This window comes from Polymorphobacter multimanifer, from assembly GCF_014205635.1.
Taxonomy (GTDB): domain Bacteria; phylum Pseudomonadota; class Alphaproteobacteria; order Sphingomonadales; family Sphingomonadaceae; genus Sandarakinorhabdus; species Sandarakinorhabdus multimanifer.
This window is the reverse complement of record NZ_JACIIV010000013.1, coordinates 31,422-47,712: the sequence shown is the minus strand read 5'-3', so window position 1 is coordinate 47,712 and position 16,291 is coordinate 31,422. Positions and strand designations below refer to the sequence as shown.

The 16,291-nt window shown below is 66.1% G+C and carries 16 protein-coding genes and 1 tRNA gene; 14 read left to right on the top strand and 3 right to left on the bottom strand.

Annotated features, from left to right (window positions below; translation table 11 throughout):
* Nucleotides 1-8: 8 nt before the first annotated feature.
* Nucleotides 9-887, bottom strand: a complete 879-nt coding sequence (locus FHS79_RS09995) for an LOG family protein (protein ID WP_243452806.1) — start codon at nt 885-887, stop codon at nt 9-11.
* 172 nt (nt 888-1,059) lie between these two features.
* On the opposite strand from FHS79_RS09995, the gene FHS79_RS09990 reads away from it, so the two are divergent.
* Genes FHS79_RS09990 through bla form a run of 3 tightly spaced genes read left to right on the top strand, consistent with a single transcriptional unit; the run spans nt 1,060 to nt 2,500 of the window.
* Nucleotides 1,060-1,272 carry a hypothetical protein gene (locus FHS79_RS09990; RefSeq protein ID WP_184199123.1) on the top strand — a complete coding sequence of 71 codons (213 nt, stop codon included), beginning with the start codon at nt 1,060-1,062 and terminating at the stop codon, nt 1,270-1,272.
* 14 nt (nt 1,273-1,286) lie between these two features.
* Nucleotides 1,287-1,610 carry an HPF/RaiA family ribosome-associated protein gene (locus tag FHS79_RS09985; protein ID WP_184199121.1) on the top strand — a complete coding sequence of 108 codons (324 nt, stop codon included), beginning with the start codon at nt 1,287-1,289 and terminating at the stop codon, nt 1,608-1,610.
* 32 nt (nt 1,611-1,642) lie between these two features.
* Entirely contained in the window at nt 1,643-2,500 is an 858-nt protein-coding gene (gene bla / locus FHS79_RS09980) for a class A beta-lactamase (RefSeq protein WP_184199119.1), read from the top strand.
* Here bla and FHS79_RS09975 read toward each other — a convergent pair.
* The gene (locus FHS79_RS09975; protein ID WP_184199117.1) at nt 2,493-3,008 is read right to left on the bottom strand and encodes a phage tail protein; all 516 of its coding nucleotides are present in this window, start codon (nt 3,006-3,008) and stop codon (nt 2,493-2,495) included. The genes bla and FHS79_RS09975 overlap by 8 nt on opposite strands.
* A gap of 131 nt (nt 3,009-3,139) precedes the next feature.
* Between FHS79_RS09975 and FHS79_RS09970 the strand changes: the two genes are divergently transcribed.
* The 11 genes from FHS79_RS09970 to FHS79_RS09920 all read left to right on the top strand — a co-directional run bounded on the left by FHS79_RS09970 (nt 3,140) and on the right by FHS79_RS09920 (nt 14,184).
* A complete protein-coding gene (locus tag FHS79_RS09970) occupies nt 3,140-4,261 on the top strand; it encodes a phosphoserine transaminase (protein WP_184199115.1) in 1,122 nt (373 codons plus the stop codon).
* Between the two features lie 88 nt (nt 4,262-4,349).
* Entirely contained in the window at nt 4,350-5,930 is a 1,581-nt protein-coding gene (gene serA, locus FHS79_RS09965) for a phosphoglycerate dehydrogenase (protein WP_184199113.1), read from the top strand.
* 196 nt (nt 5,931-6,126) lie between these two features.
* A complete protein-coding gene (locus tag FHS79_RS09960; RefSeq protein ID WP_184199110.1) occupies nt 6,127-6,585 on the top strand; it encodes a Tse2 family ADP-ribosyltransferase toxin in 459 nt (152 codons plus the stop codon).
* 17 nt (nt 6,586-6,602) lie between these two features.
* Complete coding sequence (locus FHS79_RS09955; protein WP_184199107.1) at nt 6,603-6,821, top strand: Tsi2 family anti-toxin; 219 nt, start codon at nt 6,603-6,605, stop codon at nt 6,819-6,821.
* Nucleotides 6,822-6,959: 138 nt separating this feature from the next.
* Nucleotides 6,960-8,063 carry an ATP phosphoribosyltransferase regulatory subunit gene (locus FHS79_RS09950; RefSeq protein ID WP_184199105.1) on the top strand — a complete coding sequence of 368 codons (1,104 nt, stop codon included), beginning with the start codon at nt 6,960-6,962 and terminating at the stop codon, nt 8,061-8,063.
* 12 nt (nt 8,064-8,075) lie between these two features.
* On the top strand, nt 8,076-9,365 hold the full coding sequence (locus tag FHS79_RS09945; RefSeq protein WP_184199103.1) for an adenylosuccinate synthase: 1,290 nt from the start codon (nt 8,076-8,078) through the stop codon (nt 9,363-9,365).
* 4 nt (nt 9,366-9,369) lie between these two features.
* Nucleotides 9,370-10,173, top strand: a complete 804-nt coding sequence (locus tag FHS79_RS09940; RefSeq protein ID WP_184199101.1) for a thermonuclease family protein — start codon at nt 9,370-9,372, stop codon at nt 10,171-10,173.
* 94 nt (nt 10,174-10,267) lie between these two features.
* Nucleotides 10,268-11,608: a glutathione-disulfide reductase gene (gorA, locus tag FHS79_RS09935; protein ID WP_184199099.1), complete on the top strand. Its 1,341-nt coding sequence runs from the start codon at nt 10,268-10,270 to the stop codon at nt 11,606-11,608.
* A 49-nt stretch (nt 11,609-11,657) separates the two neighbouring features.
* The gene (locus FHS79_RS09930) at nt 11,658-13,031 is read left to right on the top strand and encodes a class II 3-deoxy-7-phosphoheptulonate synthase (RefSeq protein ID WP_184199097.1); all 1,374 of its coding nucleotides are present in this window, start codon (nt 11,658-11,660) and stop codon (nt 13,029-13,031) included.
* Nucleotides 13,032-13,070: 39 nt separating this feature from the next.
* A tRNA-Glu gene (locus FHS79_RS09925) sits at nt 13,071-13,145 on the top strand.
* Between the two features lie 67 nt (nt 13,146-13,212).
* Nucleotides 13,213-14,184 (top strand): glutathione S-transferase family protein, encoded by a 972-nt coding sequence (locus tag FHS79_RS09920; RefSeq protein WP_184199095.1) that lies wholly within the window; start codon nt 13,213-13,215, stop codon nt 14,182-14,184.
* Nucleotides 14,185-14,194: 10 nt separating this feature from the next.
* Here FHS79_RS09920 and FHS79_RS09915 read toward each other — a convergent pair whose 3' ends face one another.
* Complete coding sequence (locus FHS79_RS09915; RefSeq protein WP_184199093.1) at nt 14,195-16,162, bottom strand: TonB-dependent receptor; 1,968 nt, start codon at nt 16,160-16,162, stop codon at nt 14,195-14,197.
* Between the last annotated feature and the right edge of the window lie 129 nt (nt 16,163-16,291).

The window sequence follows — 16,291 nt, the reverse complement described above, 5'->3', positions numbered from 1 at the left end:
CCCCGAGGCTAGCGCGCGGGGACGCTGTCGGAATACCAGTCCTTCACGATCGCCCAGCCCTCTTCCGCCGTTTCCACGATGCGAAACAGGTCGAGGTCGCTGTGCGCAATCACGCCCTCATCGGCCAGCGCCTCGAAATCGACGACCCGGTTCCAGAACTCGCGCCCGTAAAGCAGGATCGGCATCGGCGCCACCTTGCCGGTCTGCACCAGCGTCAGCAGCTCGAAGAATTCGTCGAACGTGCCGAAGCCGCCGGGAAACACCGCCACCGCCTTGGCGCGCATCAGGAAGTGCATCTTGCGCAGCGCGAAATAGTGGAACTGGAAGCTCAGCCCCGGCGTCACATAGGGGTTGGGCACCTGCTCGTGCGGCAGCACGATGTTCAGCCCCAGCGACTGCGCGCCGACCTCCCACGCCCCACGGTTCGCAGCTTCCATCATCGAGGGGCCACCACCCGAACACACCGTCAGGCACGGCTCATGGCCCTGCTCATCGACACAGGCGGCGAGCTTCGCCAGATTGCGCGCCACTTCATAATAATGGCTCTTCGCCACCAGCCGCTCGGCCACCGCCTTGTCGCGGTCGGTCACGGCACCCGCCAGCACCCCGGCCGCCTGCTCGGGCGAAGGAATGCGTGCCGAACCATAAAAGACGAAGGTCGAGTCGATTCCAGCTTCGGTCAGTGCAAGCTCGGTCTTCAACAGCTCCAGCTGGAAGCGCACCGGCCGCAATTCCTCGCGCAGCAGAAATTCCTCGTCCTGAAATGCCAGACGATATGCCGGATGCTCGGTCTGCGGCACGGCGGTAGGCTGGTTGGCACGCGGCGCTTCTTCTGCCGCACTGGGAAAAAGCCGGTCCGGCACTTTCAGCGGCGGGGGGTTCATCATCGAAAAACACTCATTCTCGTTGCAGGTTGCGCGCTGTTAATCGCCTATCGCCCATATGTCACCCATGGCCGCACGATCGCTGCATCGGAACCCCGGCGTCGCTTTCCGGTTCCTCAAGGACCCAGCCAGCACCGTCTCGGCCGCTGCGCGCAATCGAAACAGGAGAGAGATCATGGGCAAAAATGCCTCCGAACCCACCCAGGCCGACCTTGCCGCCAAGGCCGCCGCGACGAAGCAAGCCGCCGAGCCCGCGCCCCGCCCCGAGCCCGAGCCGACCGCCAACAAAGGCATGATCAACACCGATCGCCCCGACATGGCGCCATCGGGCGCGCTCGATGCCGAAGGCCATCGCCCGGTGCTCGAACGCTCGCGCAAGGCGCGCTGAAACAGGAGACAGACATGCAGATCCAGATCAATTCCGACAATATCATCAAGGCCGACGCCGGCACCATCGAGGCGATGGACCGCATCCTGCGCGATCGCCTCGGCCGCTTCGAAACGCGCCTCACACGCGTTGAGGCGCACCTCAAGGACGTCAACGGCACCTCCGCCGGTGCCCCCGATACGGTATGCACTCTCGAAGCGCGCCCGAACGGCCTCGATCCGCTCACCGTGGACGGCAATGGCGCCACCGTCGATCTGGCTGTCGCCAGCGCCGCCAACAAGATGATCACCGCCCTCGATCGCACCTTCGGCAAGCTCACCAACCGCAAGGGCCACTAGACGGCAATCACGGCGCGGCTAGACTGGAGACCATGCTCCCCAGTCGCCGCGCCGTCCTGCCCCTTCCGCTGCTGGCGCTTCTCCCCGCCGCCGCTTCACCCCCGAGTTTCGCACCGATCGCCGCAGCTCTCGCGGCCACCGAGCGCGCCACCGGCGGCCGCTGCGGCCTCGCCCTGCTCGACACCGCCACCAGCCAGCGCTTTACCATCCGCGGCGACGAGCGTTTCGCCATGTGCAGCACCTTCAAGCTTGCACTCGCCGCCCAGCTTCTCGACTCGAAGTTCGATCTGCAAACGACTGTGCCGATCACCGCCGAAGACATGGTGAGCCACGCGCCTTTCACCCAGCCCCGCATCGGCACCAGCGCCAGCCTTTTCGATCTGGCGGCGGCAATGATGATCACGTCGGACAATCCGGCCACCAATCTCGTCCTTCGCCGCCTCGGCGGCCCCGCCGCCTTTACCGCCTGGGTTCGCGGGCAGGGGGATCGTGTCACCCGCCTCGATCGCTACGAGACGATGATGAGCGAAGGCACGCCCGGCGACCCGCGCGACACCACCAGCCCGAGCGCCATGCTCGGCCTCGTCCACCGCCTGCTGTTCGGTGACGCGCTCGCCGCCAGGAATCGCCAGCAGCTCATCGCCTGGATGCACGCCAGCGAAACCGGAGACACCATGCTCCGCGCCGGCCTGCCCGGGGGCTGGACCGAGGGCAACAAGACCGGGGCAGGGGACCATGGCATCCGCAACACCGTCAGCATCGTCACGCCTCCGGGAAGGCCACCCCTGCTGCTAAGCATCTACATGGCCGGCGTCGGCACCACCCAGCCCGAGCGCAACGCCCACTACCCGCCGATCGCCCGCGCGCTGGTCGAATCGCTCGCTATTTGAAGCTCGGCTCGGCCGGCTCCTGCACATCGGTGTCGCGCTCCCAGCCTTCGTTCTCGAGCACCAGCACCTGCATCGCCACAGCACTGGTGCCGGCGTCGAGGTCGGGCAACGCATGATATTCCGATGGCCAGCAACGGAATATCCGATAGGCGATCACCAGCTGCCCCGCCTCGTTGTACAGCTCCAGCACCACATCCTTGCGGAAGTTCGCCAGCGACACTTCCGACCCCAGGCCACGCCCCACCGCCCAGACGCTGTTGGCCCAGTCCTCGAAGGCGCCGTCGTGCGTCACGCCGCGCTCCAGCCGGATCGGCGCAAAGCGCGTGATCCCCGGGGACACATGCAGCGCCGAAGGATCGCCGCCTTCGCGGTGCGCCACCACATCGGTCGTCCGCTTCAGCCCGCTCACCCGCGACACGCCCGCCACGTGGCGGCCGTCCCACTTCACCCGGAACTTGAAGTTCTTGTACGGATCGACCCGACCCGGATTGACCGAAAACTCCGCCATCGCCGCTCCCCCCACGCATGTTCACCGCTACCGCCATTCTAGCAAATGCTTGACCCTGCGTCATTCGCGACTAAGACCGGCCACGGGCCACGCCGCCCCAACGCGGCGCGAGCTCTCTGTGAGGAGAGAACATGACTGACAAACCAGCAGCGCTTCCGGCGCGTCCGCATTTTTCGTCCGGGCCATGTGCAAAACGTCCTGGCTGGACCCCCGATCAACTCGCCATCGAATCGCTCGGCCGGTCGCACCGCTCCAAGCTCGGCAAGGCGCGCCTTCAGCACGCCATCGAACTCACCCGCGAAGTCCTCGAAGTGCCGAGCACCCACCGCATCGGCATCGTGCCGGCGTCGGACACCGGCGCCTATGAAATGGCGATGTGGACGATGCTCGGTGCCCGCCCCGTCACCATGATGGCGTGGGAAAGTTTCGGCGAGGGCTGGGTCACCGATGCCGCCAAGCAGCTGAAGCTCGATCCGACGATCGTCACCGCTCCCTATGGCGAACTTCCCGATCTCACCCGCATCGACCAGAGCCACGATCTCTGCTTCACCTGGAACGGTACCACCTCGGGGGTGCGCGTCCCCGGTGGCAACTGGATTCGCGACAATCGCGAGGGCCTCACCCTCATCGACGCCACAAGTGCAGTCTTCGCGCAGGAGATCCCCTGGGAAAAGACCGACGTCCTCACCTACAGCTGGCAGAAGGTGCTCGGCGGCGAGGGCGGCCACGGCGTCCTCATCCTCGGCCCCCGCGCCGTCGAACGGCTGGAAAGCTACACCCCCGCCTGGCCGCTGCCGAAAATCTTTCGCCTCACGTCGAAAGGCAAGCTCATCGAAGGCATCTTCTCGGGCGAAACCATCAACACGCCGTCGATGCTCGCCGTCGAGGACTATATCGATGCCCTCACCTGGGCGCAGCACAGCGGCGGCCTGCAGGAGCTGATGTCGCGCGCCGATGGCAATGCGCAAGCCATTGCCCGCTGGGTCGAGCGCACCCCCTGGGTCGAGCATCTGGCGAAGGAGCCCGCCACCCGCTCCAACACCAGCGTCTGCCTCACCCTGCCGGGCACCAGCGCCGATCAGGTCAAGGCAATGGTCAGCCTGCTCGAAAAGGAAAAGGCCGCCTACGACATCGGCGCCTACCGCGATGCGCCGCCGGGCCTGCGCATCTGGTGCGGCGCCACCGTCGACACCTCGGACATCGAGACGCTCACCCATTGGCTCGATTGGGCCCACGCCCAAGTCACCGCCTGAACTCCCCTCCCTGCCTTCGCAGGGAGGCCGGGGAGGATAACGCGCCTGCGCGCGCCTTCCCCACAGCATCAATTCAAGGAAATCCCCCATGCCCAAAGTCCTGATCGCCGACGAAATGTCCCCCAAGGCCGCCGAAATCTTCCGCGCCCGCGGCGTCGAAGTCGATGAAATCACCGGCCTGTCGAAGGACGAGCTGGCCAAGATCATCGGCAATTACGACGGCCTCGCCGTCCGCTCCGCTACCAAGGCGACCGCTGCCATCATCGAAGCCGCCACCAACCTCAAGGTCATCGGCCGCGCGGGCATCGGCGTCGACAACATCGACATCCCCGCTGCCTCGTCCAAGGGCATCGTGGTGATGAACACACCCTTCGGCAACTCGATCACCACTGCCGAACACGCCATCGCGCTGATGTTCGCGCTCGCCCGCCAGCTCCCCGAAGCCGATGCCAGCACCCAGGCCGGCAAATGGGAGAAGAACCGCTTCATGGGGGTCGAACTCACCGCCAAGACGCTCGGCCTCATTGGTGCAGGCAACATCGGCAGCATCGTCGCCGACCGTGCCCTCGGCCTCAAGATGAAGGTCATCGCCTTCGATCCCTTCCTCACCCCCGAGCGTGCCGAGCAGATGGGTGTGACGAAGGTCGAGCTCGACGAGCTGCTGGCGCAGGCCGATTTCATCACCCTCCACACCCCGCTCACCGACAGCACCCGCAACATCCTGTCGGCTGCCAAGCTGATGAAGACCAAGCCGGGTGTTCGCATCATCAACTGTGCGCGCGGCGGGCTGATCGACGAGGATGCGCTCAAGGCCGGGCTCGATTCGGGGCATATCGGGGGTGCTGCCCTCGATGTGTTCAAGGAAGAGCCGGCCAAGGCGTCGCCGCTGTTCGGCACGGCCAATTTCATCAGCACGCCGCATCTGGGGGCAAGCACCGATGAAGCCCAGGTCAATGTCGCGATCCAGGTCGCCGAGCAGATGAGCGATTTCCTGCTCACCGGCGGTGTGACCAACGCCCTCAACGTGCCGAGCCTGTCCGCCGAGGAAGCTCCGCGCATCCGCCCCTACATGGCGCTCGCCGAGCGTCTTGGCGCGCTCATCGGCCAGCTCGAAGGCACCACCATCACCGCGGTCAAGGTCGAGGTCGAGGGCGCTGCCGCAGCCCTCAACATCAAGCCGATCACGGCGGCCGTGCTCACCGGCCTGATGCGTCCGCATTCGGACACGGTGAACATGGTCAACGCACCCTATCTGGCGCGCGAACGCAACATCGACATCGCCGAAGTCCGCCACGACCGCGAGACCGACTATCACACGCTGCTTCGCGTCACCGTCACCACCCCCGCCGGTGACCGCTCGGTGGCCGGCACGCTGTTCGGCAACGCCAAGCCGCGCCTCACCGAGCTGTTCGGCATCACCGTCGAGGCCGATCTGGCGGGGCGGATGCTCTACATCGTCAACGAGGACAAGCCGGGCTTCATCGGCCGGCTGGGCACCACATTGGGCGAGGCGGGCGTCAACATCGGCACCTTCCACCTCGGCCGCCGCGATGCGGGTGCGGAAGCCGTGCTGCTGCTCTCGGTCGATGGCGAGATCCCCGATCCGCTCCTCTGGTCGATATGCCGCCTCCCCGGCGTCAAGATCGCCAAGGCTCTCAAGTTCGGCTGAGCCGGCGCGCAATCGAAAGGCAGGGCAATCGAAAGGCAGGGGCGCAGCGCCCCTGCCTTTCTCAATCCTTATGAACAGAATAACATTCGCACAGTATTGACCGTTTTTCCATGCCGCCAGAGCTTGCCAATTTATCTTGAATTCGGACGATTGTCTTGCTATTCTGCCTCGGTTGATTGGCTCTGGGGAGGGTCGGATGGCAACAACCGATGTCGATTTGTACCGATCACTCATGGGCGCTGCGAGCAAACTCAAGGTCCGCGATGGCACCCCCGATGCGGGCATGCTCGATCCGCGCTGGGAGGCGACGACCTTCAAGTCACAGGGCGTGACGAAGGTCAGCAACGCCGATGTCTCCTTCGTCACCGGCCCCACGGGATTGCCGCTCGTGGACAACAACGGCAAGGGCACGTCGCTTCACGACATTTCCAAATGGTTCAACTGTGCCGAATTCTACATCCCACAAGGCACTGAATATTCAGACGAAATTCTCATCGTCAAGGACAGGTACCAGAAAACCTGCAAGGATGGCCGCCAAGGCTATCACTACATGCTCACGGCACGGACCCGGATGACGCGGCAGACCTTCAGCGGGTATCTCGACAACATGGCCCGGGCAGCCGTTGTCCGCCAGGTCGAGCTGGCAACAAGCTGAGCAAGGCAGGAGCCAGAATGCCCGAAATCTCCGTCAACACCATGGTCATTGCCATCCAGGCGGTCTCGCAGCAGCTGCGCGGGCTCCGGGCCGAAGCGCAGGAGGACGATGCTCCGCCCGAGCTCGACCAGCTGGTGGAGGAATGGGAAGCCGCGGCGGACGATCTGGAGGCCGCCTACAACACGGCGTCACGCGCAATTCTCAACCTGCCGCCCTACGACGAGCTCATGGCCTGAGCGGCGCGCCACCAAAAAAACCGCGTTTCGTGTCAACTTCGACAATTTCGCGCGCCGCCGGCCCGGCGCAAATGGACGTCTTGCCCCTGCATCCGCACGCCCCTTCCTTTCCTGGCCCCTGCTGCTAAACCCCGCGCCATGCTTCCCCCCGGTCTCCTCCCCGAAGGCCTGCGCGATCGGCTGCCCCCCGCAGCCGAAGCGCAAGCCACGCTCACCGCAACGATGATGGCGGTGTTCGCCGCCCATGGCCATGAACGCGTCAGCCCGCCACTCGTGGAATATGAGGAGTCGCTCGGCTCGCGGCTGGCCAGCGCCCAGCGCCGCGAGCTGCTGCGCTTCACCGATCCCGTCAGCCAGCACACGCTGGCGCTGCGGTCGGACATCACTGGCCAGGTCGGCCGCATCGCCGTCACCCGGATGGCAGCAGCCCCCCGCCCGCTGCGGCTGAGCTATGCCGGCCCGGTGCTCCGGGTCCGCGGCAGCCAGCTGGCACCCGAGCGCCAGTCACAGCAGATCGGCGCCGAACTCATCGGCCTCGACAGCCCCGCCGCCGCCCGGGCGATGCTCGCCCTCGCCGTCGAAGCACTGCTCGCCGCCGGCGTCCCCGATCTCAGCATCGATCTCACGCTGCCCACCCTCGTCGCCGATCTCCACGCCGCCGGCCTGCCTGCCGGCACCGCCGACCTGCCCACGCTGCAGGCGCTGCTCGATGGCAAGGATGCCGCCTCGCTCCGCGCCCATGGTGCCAGCGCCTATGAACCGCTCATCGCTGCCGCCGGCCCCGCCGATGCCGCCCTTGCCCGCCTCGCCGCCTTGCCACTGCCGGCCGGGCGCCTCGATGCCGTGGCGGCAGTCGTGGCCGCCCTTGCCCCGCTCGATATCAGCGTCACCCTCGATCCCACCGAGCGCCACGGCTTCGAGTATCAAAGCTGGCTCGGCTTCTCGCTGTTCGGCGCCGGCCTGCCGTTCGAGATCGGCCGCGGCGGCAGCTACACCCTGCTCCACCCCGATGGCACGCCCGAAGCCGCGCTCGGCTTCTCGCTCTACATCGACAGTCTCGTCGAAGCCGGGCTCGGCACCACCGAGCGCCCTCGCGTCTTCCTGGCGCTCGGCACGCCGCAAGCCGAGGGCGAGGCACTGCGCGCCCAGGGCTTCATCACCGTCGCAGCACTTTGCGAAGCCTGCACACCGCAAGGCTGCACCCACATCTATGAGGCCGGCCATGCCCGGCCGCTCGCCTGAGGACCGCCACACATGCCAAATGTCACCGTCATCGGCAGCCAATGGGGCGATGAAGGCAAGGGCAAGATCGTCGACTGGCTCTCGGAGCGCGCCGATGTCGTGGTGCGCTTCCAGGGCGGCCACAACGCCGGCCACACGCTCGTCGTCGGCAACCAGACCTACAAGCTCAGCCTGCTCCCCAGCGGAATCGTGCGCGGCACGCTCAGCATCATCGGCAATGGCGTGGTGTTCGATCCCTGGCACTTCAAGGCCGAAGTCGAGAAGCTGCGTGGGCAGGGGGTGACGATCACGCCCGAAAACCTCGCCATTGCCGAGCAATGCCCGCTCATCCTGCCACTCCACCGCGACCTCGATGCGCTGCGCGAGGATGCGATGGGCGCCGGCAAGATCGGCACCACCAGGCGCGGCATCGGCCCGGCCTATGAAGACAAGGTCGGCCGCCGGGCGCTGCGCGTCTGCGATCTGGCGCATCTGGACAAGCTCGAAGCCCAGCTCGATCGGCTGCTGGCGCACCACAATGCCCTGCGCACCGGCTTCGGCATCGAAGCGGTGGACCGCGCCGAGCTGCTCGCCCAGCTGGCCGAAATCGCACCGCATGTGCTGCCCTATGTCCAGCCGGTATGGAAGGTTCTGGCCGAGGCGCGCACCACAAGGAAGCGCATCCTGTTCGAAGGCGCGCAAGGCGTCCTGCTCGATGTCGATCATGGCACCTACCCCTTCGTCACCTCGTCCAACGTTGTCGCAGGGCAGGCGGCAAGCGGCTCCGGGCTTGGCCCGGGCGCCATGGGCAATGTGCTCGGCATCACCAAGGCCTATACCACCCGTGTCGGCAGCGGCCCTTTCCCCACCGAGCAGGACAATGCGACCGGCGAGAAGCTTGGGGTACGCGGCCATGAGTTCGGCACCGTCACCGGGCGCAAGCGCCGCTGCGGCTGGTTCGATGCAGTGCTCGTCCGCCAGGCGATCGCCACTTCGGGCATCACCGGCATCGCGCTCACCAAGCTCGATGTTCTCGATGGCTTCGAAACCCTGCAGATCTGCACCGGCTACCGCCTCGATGGCGCAACGCTCGACCATTTCCCCGCACATGCCCATGATCAGGCCCGGGTCGAGCCCATCTACGAGATTTTCGAAGGCTGGACCCAGTCGACAGCGGGTGCCCGGCGCTGGGCCGATCTCCCGGCGCAGGCGATCAAGTACATCCGCCGCATCGAGGAGCTGACCGAATGCCCGGTGACGCTGGTCAGCACCAGCCCCGAGCGCGAGGACACCATCCTGGTCCGCGATCCCTTCCTCGATTGACAGCATGTCGCTGCTGATCCCCCTGGCAGCAGCTCTGGTATTCGCCTGCGAGCGCCCCACCCATCATGATGGCGATGCCATCCGCTGCATGGGCCAGGAGCGGGCCATGCGGATGCACGGCATCGATGCCCCCGAAATGCCCGGCGCCTGCCGCCCCGGCCGCCAGTGCACGCCCGGCAACCCATATGCCGCACGCGACTATCTTCGCAGCCTGACACAAGACCGCGATGTGCGCTGCGAAGAAAAGGACGTCGATCGCTATGGACGCGTCGTGGCTCGATGCGTCGCCGATGAGATCGATCTCGGCTGCGCCATGGTCGAAGCCGGCCATGCGGTCGAGCGCTACGGACGACTGAACTGCGACCGTGGCGTCCAGGTGGCCGCCGTCGATCCGGCGCCCGTCGCAGCACCCGCAGCCAATGCCGAAGCCCCTGAGGTCGTGCGCAAGCCCGATCGCACCAGGCGCTACTTCGCTCCTCCCGATGCCACCCCCGGCTCGCCTTTGCCCCCCTGGCTGCTGCCGGCGGCGCTGCTGCTGTTTGCCGGCGTCAATCTGCTCGGCTTCGCCCTGATGGCGCATGATCTCGGCATCGCCCGCAGCCCGCCCCAGCAGCAGCGCCGCCACCGTCGCCTGTCCAACGCCACCTTCACGCTGCTGGCGGCAGCCGGCGGCGGCGGCGACATGCTGGCGGTGCAGGCGATGCACGGCCACAAGGCCGACGAGGCCACCTTCAGCCGCAATCTTCTGCTGCTCACCGGCCTGTGGATCGGCGTGCTGGCGGGGGCGGTGCTGCTGCAGCTCGGCTGAGGGGTGCGGTCGATGGCTGCCATCGGGACTTTCGATTGGCGTTGCCGGCGCCCAGCCCCTATCCCTCCCGGCAAGGCAACAAGAGACCATCAGCATGTCCGAATATGATTATGATCTGTTCGTCATCGGCGCCGGCTCGGGCGGCGTGCGAGCAGCCCGGATCGCTGCCGGGCATGGGGCCCGGGTGGCGGTGGCCGAGGAGTATCGCGTCGGCGGCACCTGCGTCATCCGCGGCTGCGTGCCCAAGAAGCTGCTCGTCTATGGTGCCCATTTCGCCGAGGACCTCGTCGATGCCCAGCGCTTCGGCTGGCAGGTCGATGAGCGCAGCTTCGACTGGCCGACGCTCAGGGACAATGTGCTCGCCGAAGTCGATCGCCTCAACGGCCTCTATGGCAACACACTGGAAAACAACAAGGTCACCGTGCTCAACGGCCACGCCCGCTTCATCGATCCGCACACCGTCGAGGTCGATGGCAAGCGCATCACCGCCGCCCGCTTCCTCATCGCCACCGGTGCCCGCCCCGCCGTCCCCGATGTGCCGGGTGCCGAGCATGGCATTACCTCCAACGAGATCTTCCATCTGGAAACGCTGCCCAAGTCGATGCTCATCGCCGGTGGCGGCTATATCGCCAACGAATTCGCCGGTGTCTTCCACGAGTTCGGCACCAAGGTCACGCTCCTTAATCGGTCCGACACGATCCTGCGCGAATGGGAGCCCGCCCTTCGGGACCGGCTGCTCACCATCTCCCTTGCCAAGGGGCTTGGCTTCAAGTTCAACACCCTCATCAAGCACGTCGATAAGACCGAGACCGGGGTGCGCGTCCATTATCACGACGATAGTGAAGAAGAGGCGGACCAGCTGCTCTGGGCCGTCGGCCGGGTGCCCAACACCGAAGGCCTGGGCCTCGAGGCTGCCGGTGTGGAGACCGGCTCGATCGGCGCGATCGTCGTCGATGAGGACAGCCGCACCAACGTCCCGCACATCCATGCCGTCGGCGACGTCACCAACCGCGTCCAGCTCACCCCGATCGCCATCCGCGAGGGCCATGCCTTTGCCGACAGCGTGTTCGGCAACAAGCCGTGGCGCGTCGACTATCGGTGCATCCCCAGCGCCGTGTTCAGCAACCCGCCGCTGGGCTCGGTGGGCATGACCGAGGCCGAGGCGCGCAACGCCTTCGGCAGCGCCAGGGTCTTCACCAGCGACTTCCGCCCGATGCGCAACGTGCTGGCGGGGCGCAACGAACGCGCCCTCTACAAGCTCGTGGTCAACCCCAGCGACGACAAGGTGGTGGGTGCGCACATGATCGGGCCGGATGCGCCCGAAATCCTGCAGGCCGTCGCCATCGCCATCAAGGCCGGGCTCACCAAGGCACAGTTCGACGATACCATCGCCCTCCACCCCACCATGTCGGAAGAGCTGGTCCTCATGCGCTAGAAGCGGCCCCCGCTTGCGCAACCGCACCCGAAAAGGCAAAGACCGCGCCATGAACACCGCCTGGACCCCCGAAAGCTGGCGCCACCATGAAGCCCGCCAGCTTCCCAGCTACCCCGATGCCGCTGCCGCGGCCGCGGTGGAAGCCGAGATCAAATCCTATCCGCCGCTGGTGTTCGCCGGCGAGGCGCGTGATCTGACCACAGCACTTGCCGATGTCGAGGCGGGCAAGGCTTTCCTGCTCCAGGGCGGGGACTGCGCCGAGAGCTTCGCCGATTTCCACCCCAACACCATCCGCGATACCTTCCGCGTGCTGCTGCAGATGGCGGTCGTCCTCACCTTCGCCTCCAAGCTGCCGGTGGTGAAGGTGGGCCGCATGGCCGGCCAGTTCGCCAAGCCGCGCTCGGGCGACTTCGAGGAAGTGAACGGCGTCAGCCTGCCGAGCTACCGCGGGGACAATGTCAACGACATGGCGTTCACGCCCGAAGCGCGCACGCCCGATCCCAAGCGCATGCTGCGCGGCTATCTGCAGGCGGCGAGCACGCTCAACCTGCTGCGGGCGTTTGCCAGCGGCGGCTATGCCAACCTCCATCAGGTCCACAAGTGGAACCTCGATTTCACCGGCCGCTCGCTCTGGTCGGACCAGTATCGAGCACTTGCCGACCGGATCGGGGAATCGCTCGATTTCATGGCCGCCTGCGGAATCTCGCCCGAGACCGTGCCGCAGCTGAAGGGCACCAGCTTCTTCACCAGCCACGAGGCGCTGCTGCTCGGCTATGAGCAGGCGATGACCCGGCAAGACAGCCTGACCGGCGATTGGTACGACACCTCGGCGCACATGCTCTGGATCGGTGATCGCACGCGCTTCCCCGGCTCGGCGCATGTCGAGTTCCTGCGCGGCGTCGGCAATCCGCTCGGCCTCAAATGTGGCCCCAGCCTCGATCCCGACGATCTGCTCCGGCTGATCGACACCCTCAATCCCGGCAATGTGCCCGGCCGTCTCACCCTCATCACCCGCTTCGGCCATGACAAGGTGGAGGCGCACCTGCCGCGCCTCATCCGCGCCGTCGAGCGCGAGGGCCGCAAGGTCATCTGGTCGTGCGACCCGATGCACGGCAACACCGTGAAGGCCGCCGGCGGTCTCAAGACCCGCCCGTTCGAGCGCATCCTTGCCGAAGTGAAGGGCTTTTTCGCCGTCCACCGCGCCGAGGGCACGCATGCCGGCGGCGTTCATATCGAGATGACCGGCCTCGACGTCACCGAATGCACCGGCGGCGCCATCGCCATCACCGACGAAGGGCTTTCGGCACGCTACGAAACCCAGTGCGATCCGCGCCTCAACGCCAGCCAGGCGATCGAACTCGCCTTCCTGCTCGCCGAGGCAATCAAAGCCGAGCGCGAAGCCCGGCCGGCGCGCGCCGCTTGACTTTAGGGGCCTGAAGCGCGAAACGCCGCTTCCCGCTGCGGTCCCTTCGTCTAGCGGTCAGGACGTCGCCCTCTCACGGCGAAAGCACGGGTTCGATTCCCGTAGGGATCACCATCGGTTGCAACCCGTGGCAGCTTTTCCCGTTGGTTCCCGCAAGCAGAAACAATGCAAGGGACCCGTCATGGGATTGTTGGTAGACGGCGCGTGGCACGACAAATGGTATGATACCGATGAATCGGACGGGCGGTTCGTCCGCTCCGACGCGCAGTTCCGCAATTGGGTGACGCCCGATGGTGCCGCTGGCCCGACCGGCGACAGCGGTTTCAAGGCCGAGCCCGGACGCTATCATCTCTATGTCAGTCTTGCCTGCCCCTGGGCCCAGCGCACGCTCATCATGCGAGCGCTGAAGGGCCTTGAAGACGCGATCCCGGTGTCGATCGTCCACTGGCGGATGCGCGAACACGGCTGGACCTTCGAGGACGGGCCCGGCGTGGTGGCCGATCCGATCAACAACGCCGATTATCTGCACCAGGTCTATACGGCGGTCGACCCCGGCTATTCGGGGCGCGTCACCGTGCCGATCCTGTGGGACAAGCAGCAGGCCATGATCGTCAACAACGAGTCGTCGGAGATCATCCGGATGCTCGGCACCGCCTTCGATGACGTCGGTGCAAGGCCGGGTGACTTTTACCCCGCCGACCTCCGCACCGAGATCGACGAGGTCAATGACCGGGTTTACGACACGCTCAACAACGGCGTCTACAAGGCCGGCTTCGCCACCGGGCAGGAGGCGTATGAAGAAGCCGTCCACCCGCTGTTCGACACGCTCGACTGGCTCGAAACCAGGCTGGCAACGTCACGGTTTCTGGTTGGCGACCGGCTGACCGAGGCCGATATCCGCCTCTACACCACGCTGGCGCGTTTCGATATTGTCTATCACGGCCACTTCAAGTGCAATCTGCGGCGTATCAGCGACTATCCCGCACTCTGGGCCTATGCCCGCGACCTCTACCAGACCCCCGGCTTCGGCAGCACCACCAACTTCGAGCACGCCAAGCGGCATTATTACGAGAGCCATCCCACCATCAACCCGACCGGAATCGTGCCCGCCGGGCCTTTGCTCGACTGGGATGCCCCGCACGGCCGCGAATGATGACACAGCCTCAGATGTCGACGGTGACGAATGCCAGCACCGAGCGCGGCGTGTTGGGCGCCCATGCGCCGTCGCCCGCAACCGTCCAGCGATAGGCGTTGGTCAGGTCGTTGACCGCCAGCCGGAACACCGCGGCATTCTCCCCGACCTTGAAGCGGTAACGCATCCCGAGGTCGATATCGACGCCGGCGACGCTCGTCACCAGATTGTCGCGGGTCGCCTGCTGCGGGCTGTTGCCCTCCACAACCAGGTCGAATGACCAGCGGCTCTTGCCCTGGTCGGGCCGCCAGTTGACCGCCAGCCGTCCCGACACCGGCGACCGGCCGACCGGTCGCCGCCCGAGCCCGCAGCCCGGCACAAGGCCCGCGCTCGGTCCCTGGCAGGCGAACTGTCCGACATTCACTTCCTCGCCGGTGTTGCCGGCATCGAGCAGCAACCCGCCGACCAGAATCGTCAGGCCCGGCATGGGATTGCCTGCCAGCGAAGCTTCCCATCCCTTGTGGAAGAGCGTGCCCCGCGGCCGGAAGAAAAGCTGGTCGTCGAGCGCGATCAACGGCTTCTCGATCTTGAACACGGCTGTGTTGAGGGTGAGGTTGGCCGGCAATCTCAGGCGCAACCCGGCCTCGACCTGCTGGGTGCGCTGCGCCGGCAGCAAGTCGTTGCGGTTGACGGCCTCGGGCGGCGCGGCGCCGGTCTCTTCAAGCCCCTGGGTGAAGGCGCCATAGACCGCGAGCTTCGAAGACACATTGACCGCGGCGATCCCGTTGAACTGCACCGGCTTGTCTTCGAGCAGCACCAGCGGCTGGCCGGGCGCATCGATACGCTTGCGATAGTCGTTGTACTGCACGCCCGCTGCCAGTTCGGCGATCGTGCCCCATTTGCCCTGATACCCGACCCCGTAGATGCGCTGGCTCACCTTGTCGCTCGTCGTGGGCCCGAAAGCGAAGGCCGGGCGCGGGACATCGATCCGGTCGTTGAGGAATGAGCGACCGAGATCGACCCGGGCATTGCCGCCGATCCGGGCATCGACCTCGCGTCCCCGCACCGAGGCGAGCACGGTGTGCGCGAGATTGCCGGTGACGAACCGCCGCGCCAACCGCAGCTCGCCCGACCAGGAGGTGCGAAGCTGGCGCGGATCGGAGATGACGATCCGCTGGCCAAAACCCTCGGCATCGATATCGCGCACCAGCGTCGAGTTGGATGATTGGCGGATCTGCACCGCACGGAACAGGCCGATGTCGATGTCGAGGTCGGACGTCGGCCGGATGCGCGTCACCACGCCGCCGTTGGTGGAGGTCTCGCCGTCATCCGCCCATGTCGGTCCGATGATGCGGTTTCTGTCCACCTGCTGGCGCGGCTGCTCGCGGTCACGGGTGAACCAGCGCGCTCCGCTGAATTCCTTGTAGCGGCTGAACGTTCCCAGAAACGGGATGATCTCCACACCAGCGACGGGGCGAAACCGGCCGGTGGCACCAACGCCCCATAGCCTCCCGGGGTCTCCATTGACGATGTTGCGATATTCGGCGAGCCCGCCGAACGTGATCGCGGCACGCTCGCCGAACCGCAGCTCCTTTTCGATCTCGTAATTGGCCTTCCAGTTCTCCTGCAGCCCGATGGTGGTGCTGCCCAGCCCCAGCTCGCCCGGTACCCGCACCTGCGTGTCGACGATGCCGGTGGGCGCCGGGAAGGGGGTTGCCAGCGTGCTCAGTCCCACCTTCACGCTGGCACCCTGGCGGATGCCGCGCGTCACGCCGCCGAGCTGATCGAAATACAGCCCCAGAATGCGGTTGTTGCCCGCCTGCGTCGGGGAGAAACCGCGGACGCTGGTGGTGGTGTAGAGGCCGAAATTGTCGCGCCCCAGCGATGTGCCAAAGGCATCGGCGGCACTGGTCAGGATGTTCTCCCCGGCACGCTGGGCAGCCGCCGGGCTGGCAACGAGCAGCGCTGCTGCAAGCGCGCGGCCGGCTAACGGCATCATGATGTTCCCAACCCCCATTGTTCCCCGTGGGATGAACCCCGGCCCAGGGAATTTCAATGCGAGAGTGGTTACAGGACTGAAACATTGGATGGTGGCTGCGAGCCCTTCAAATGAGGGGGGTGCGCGCCG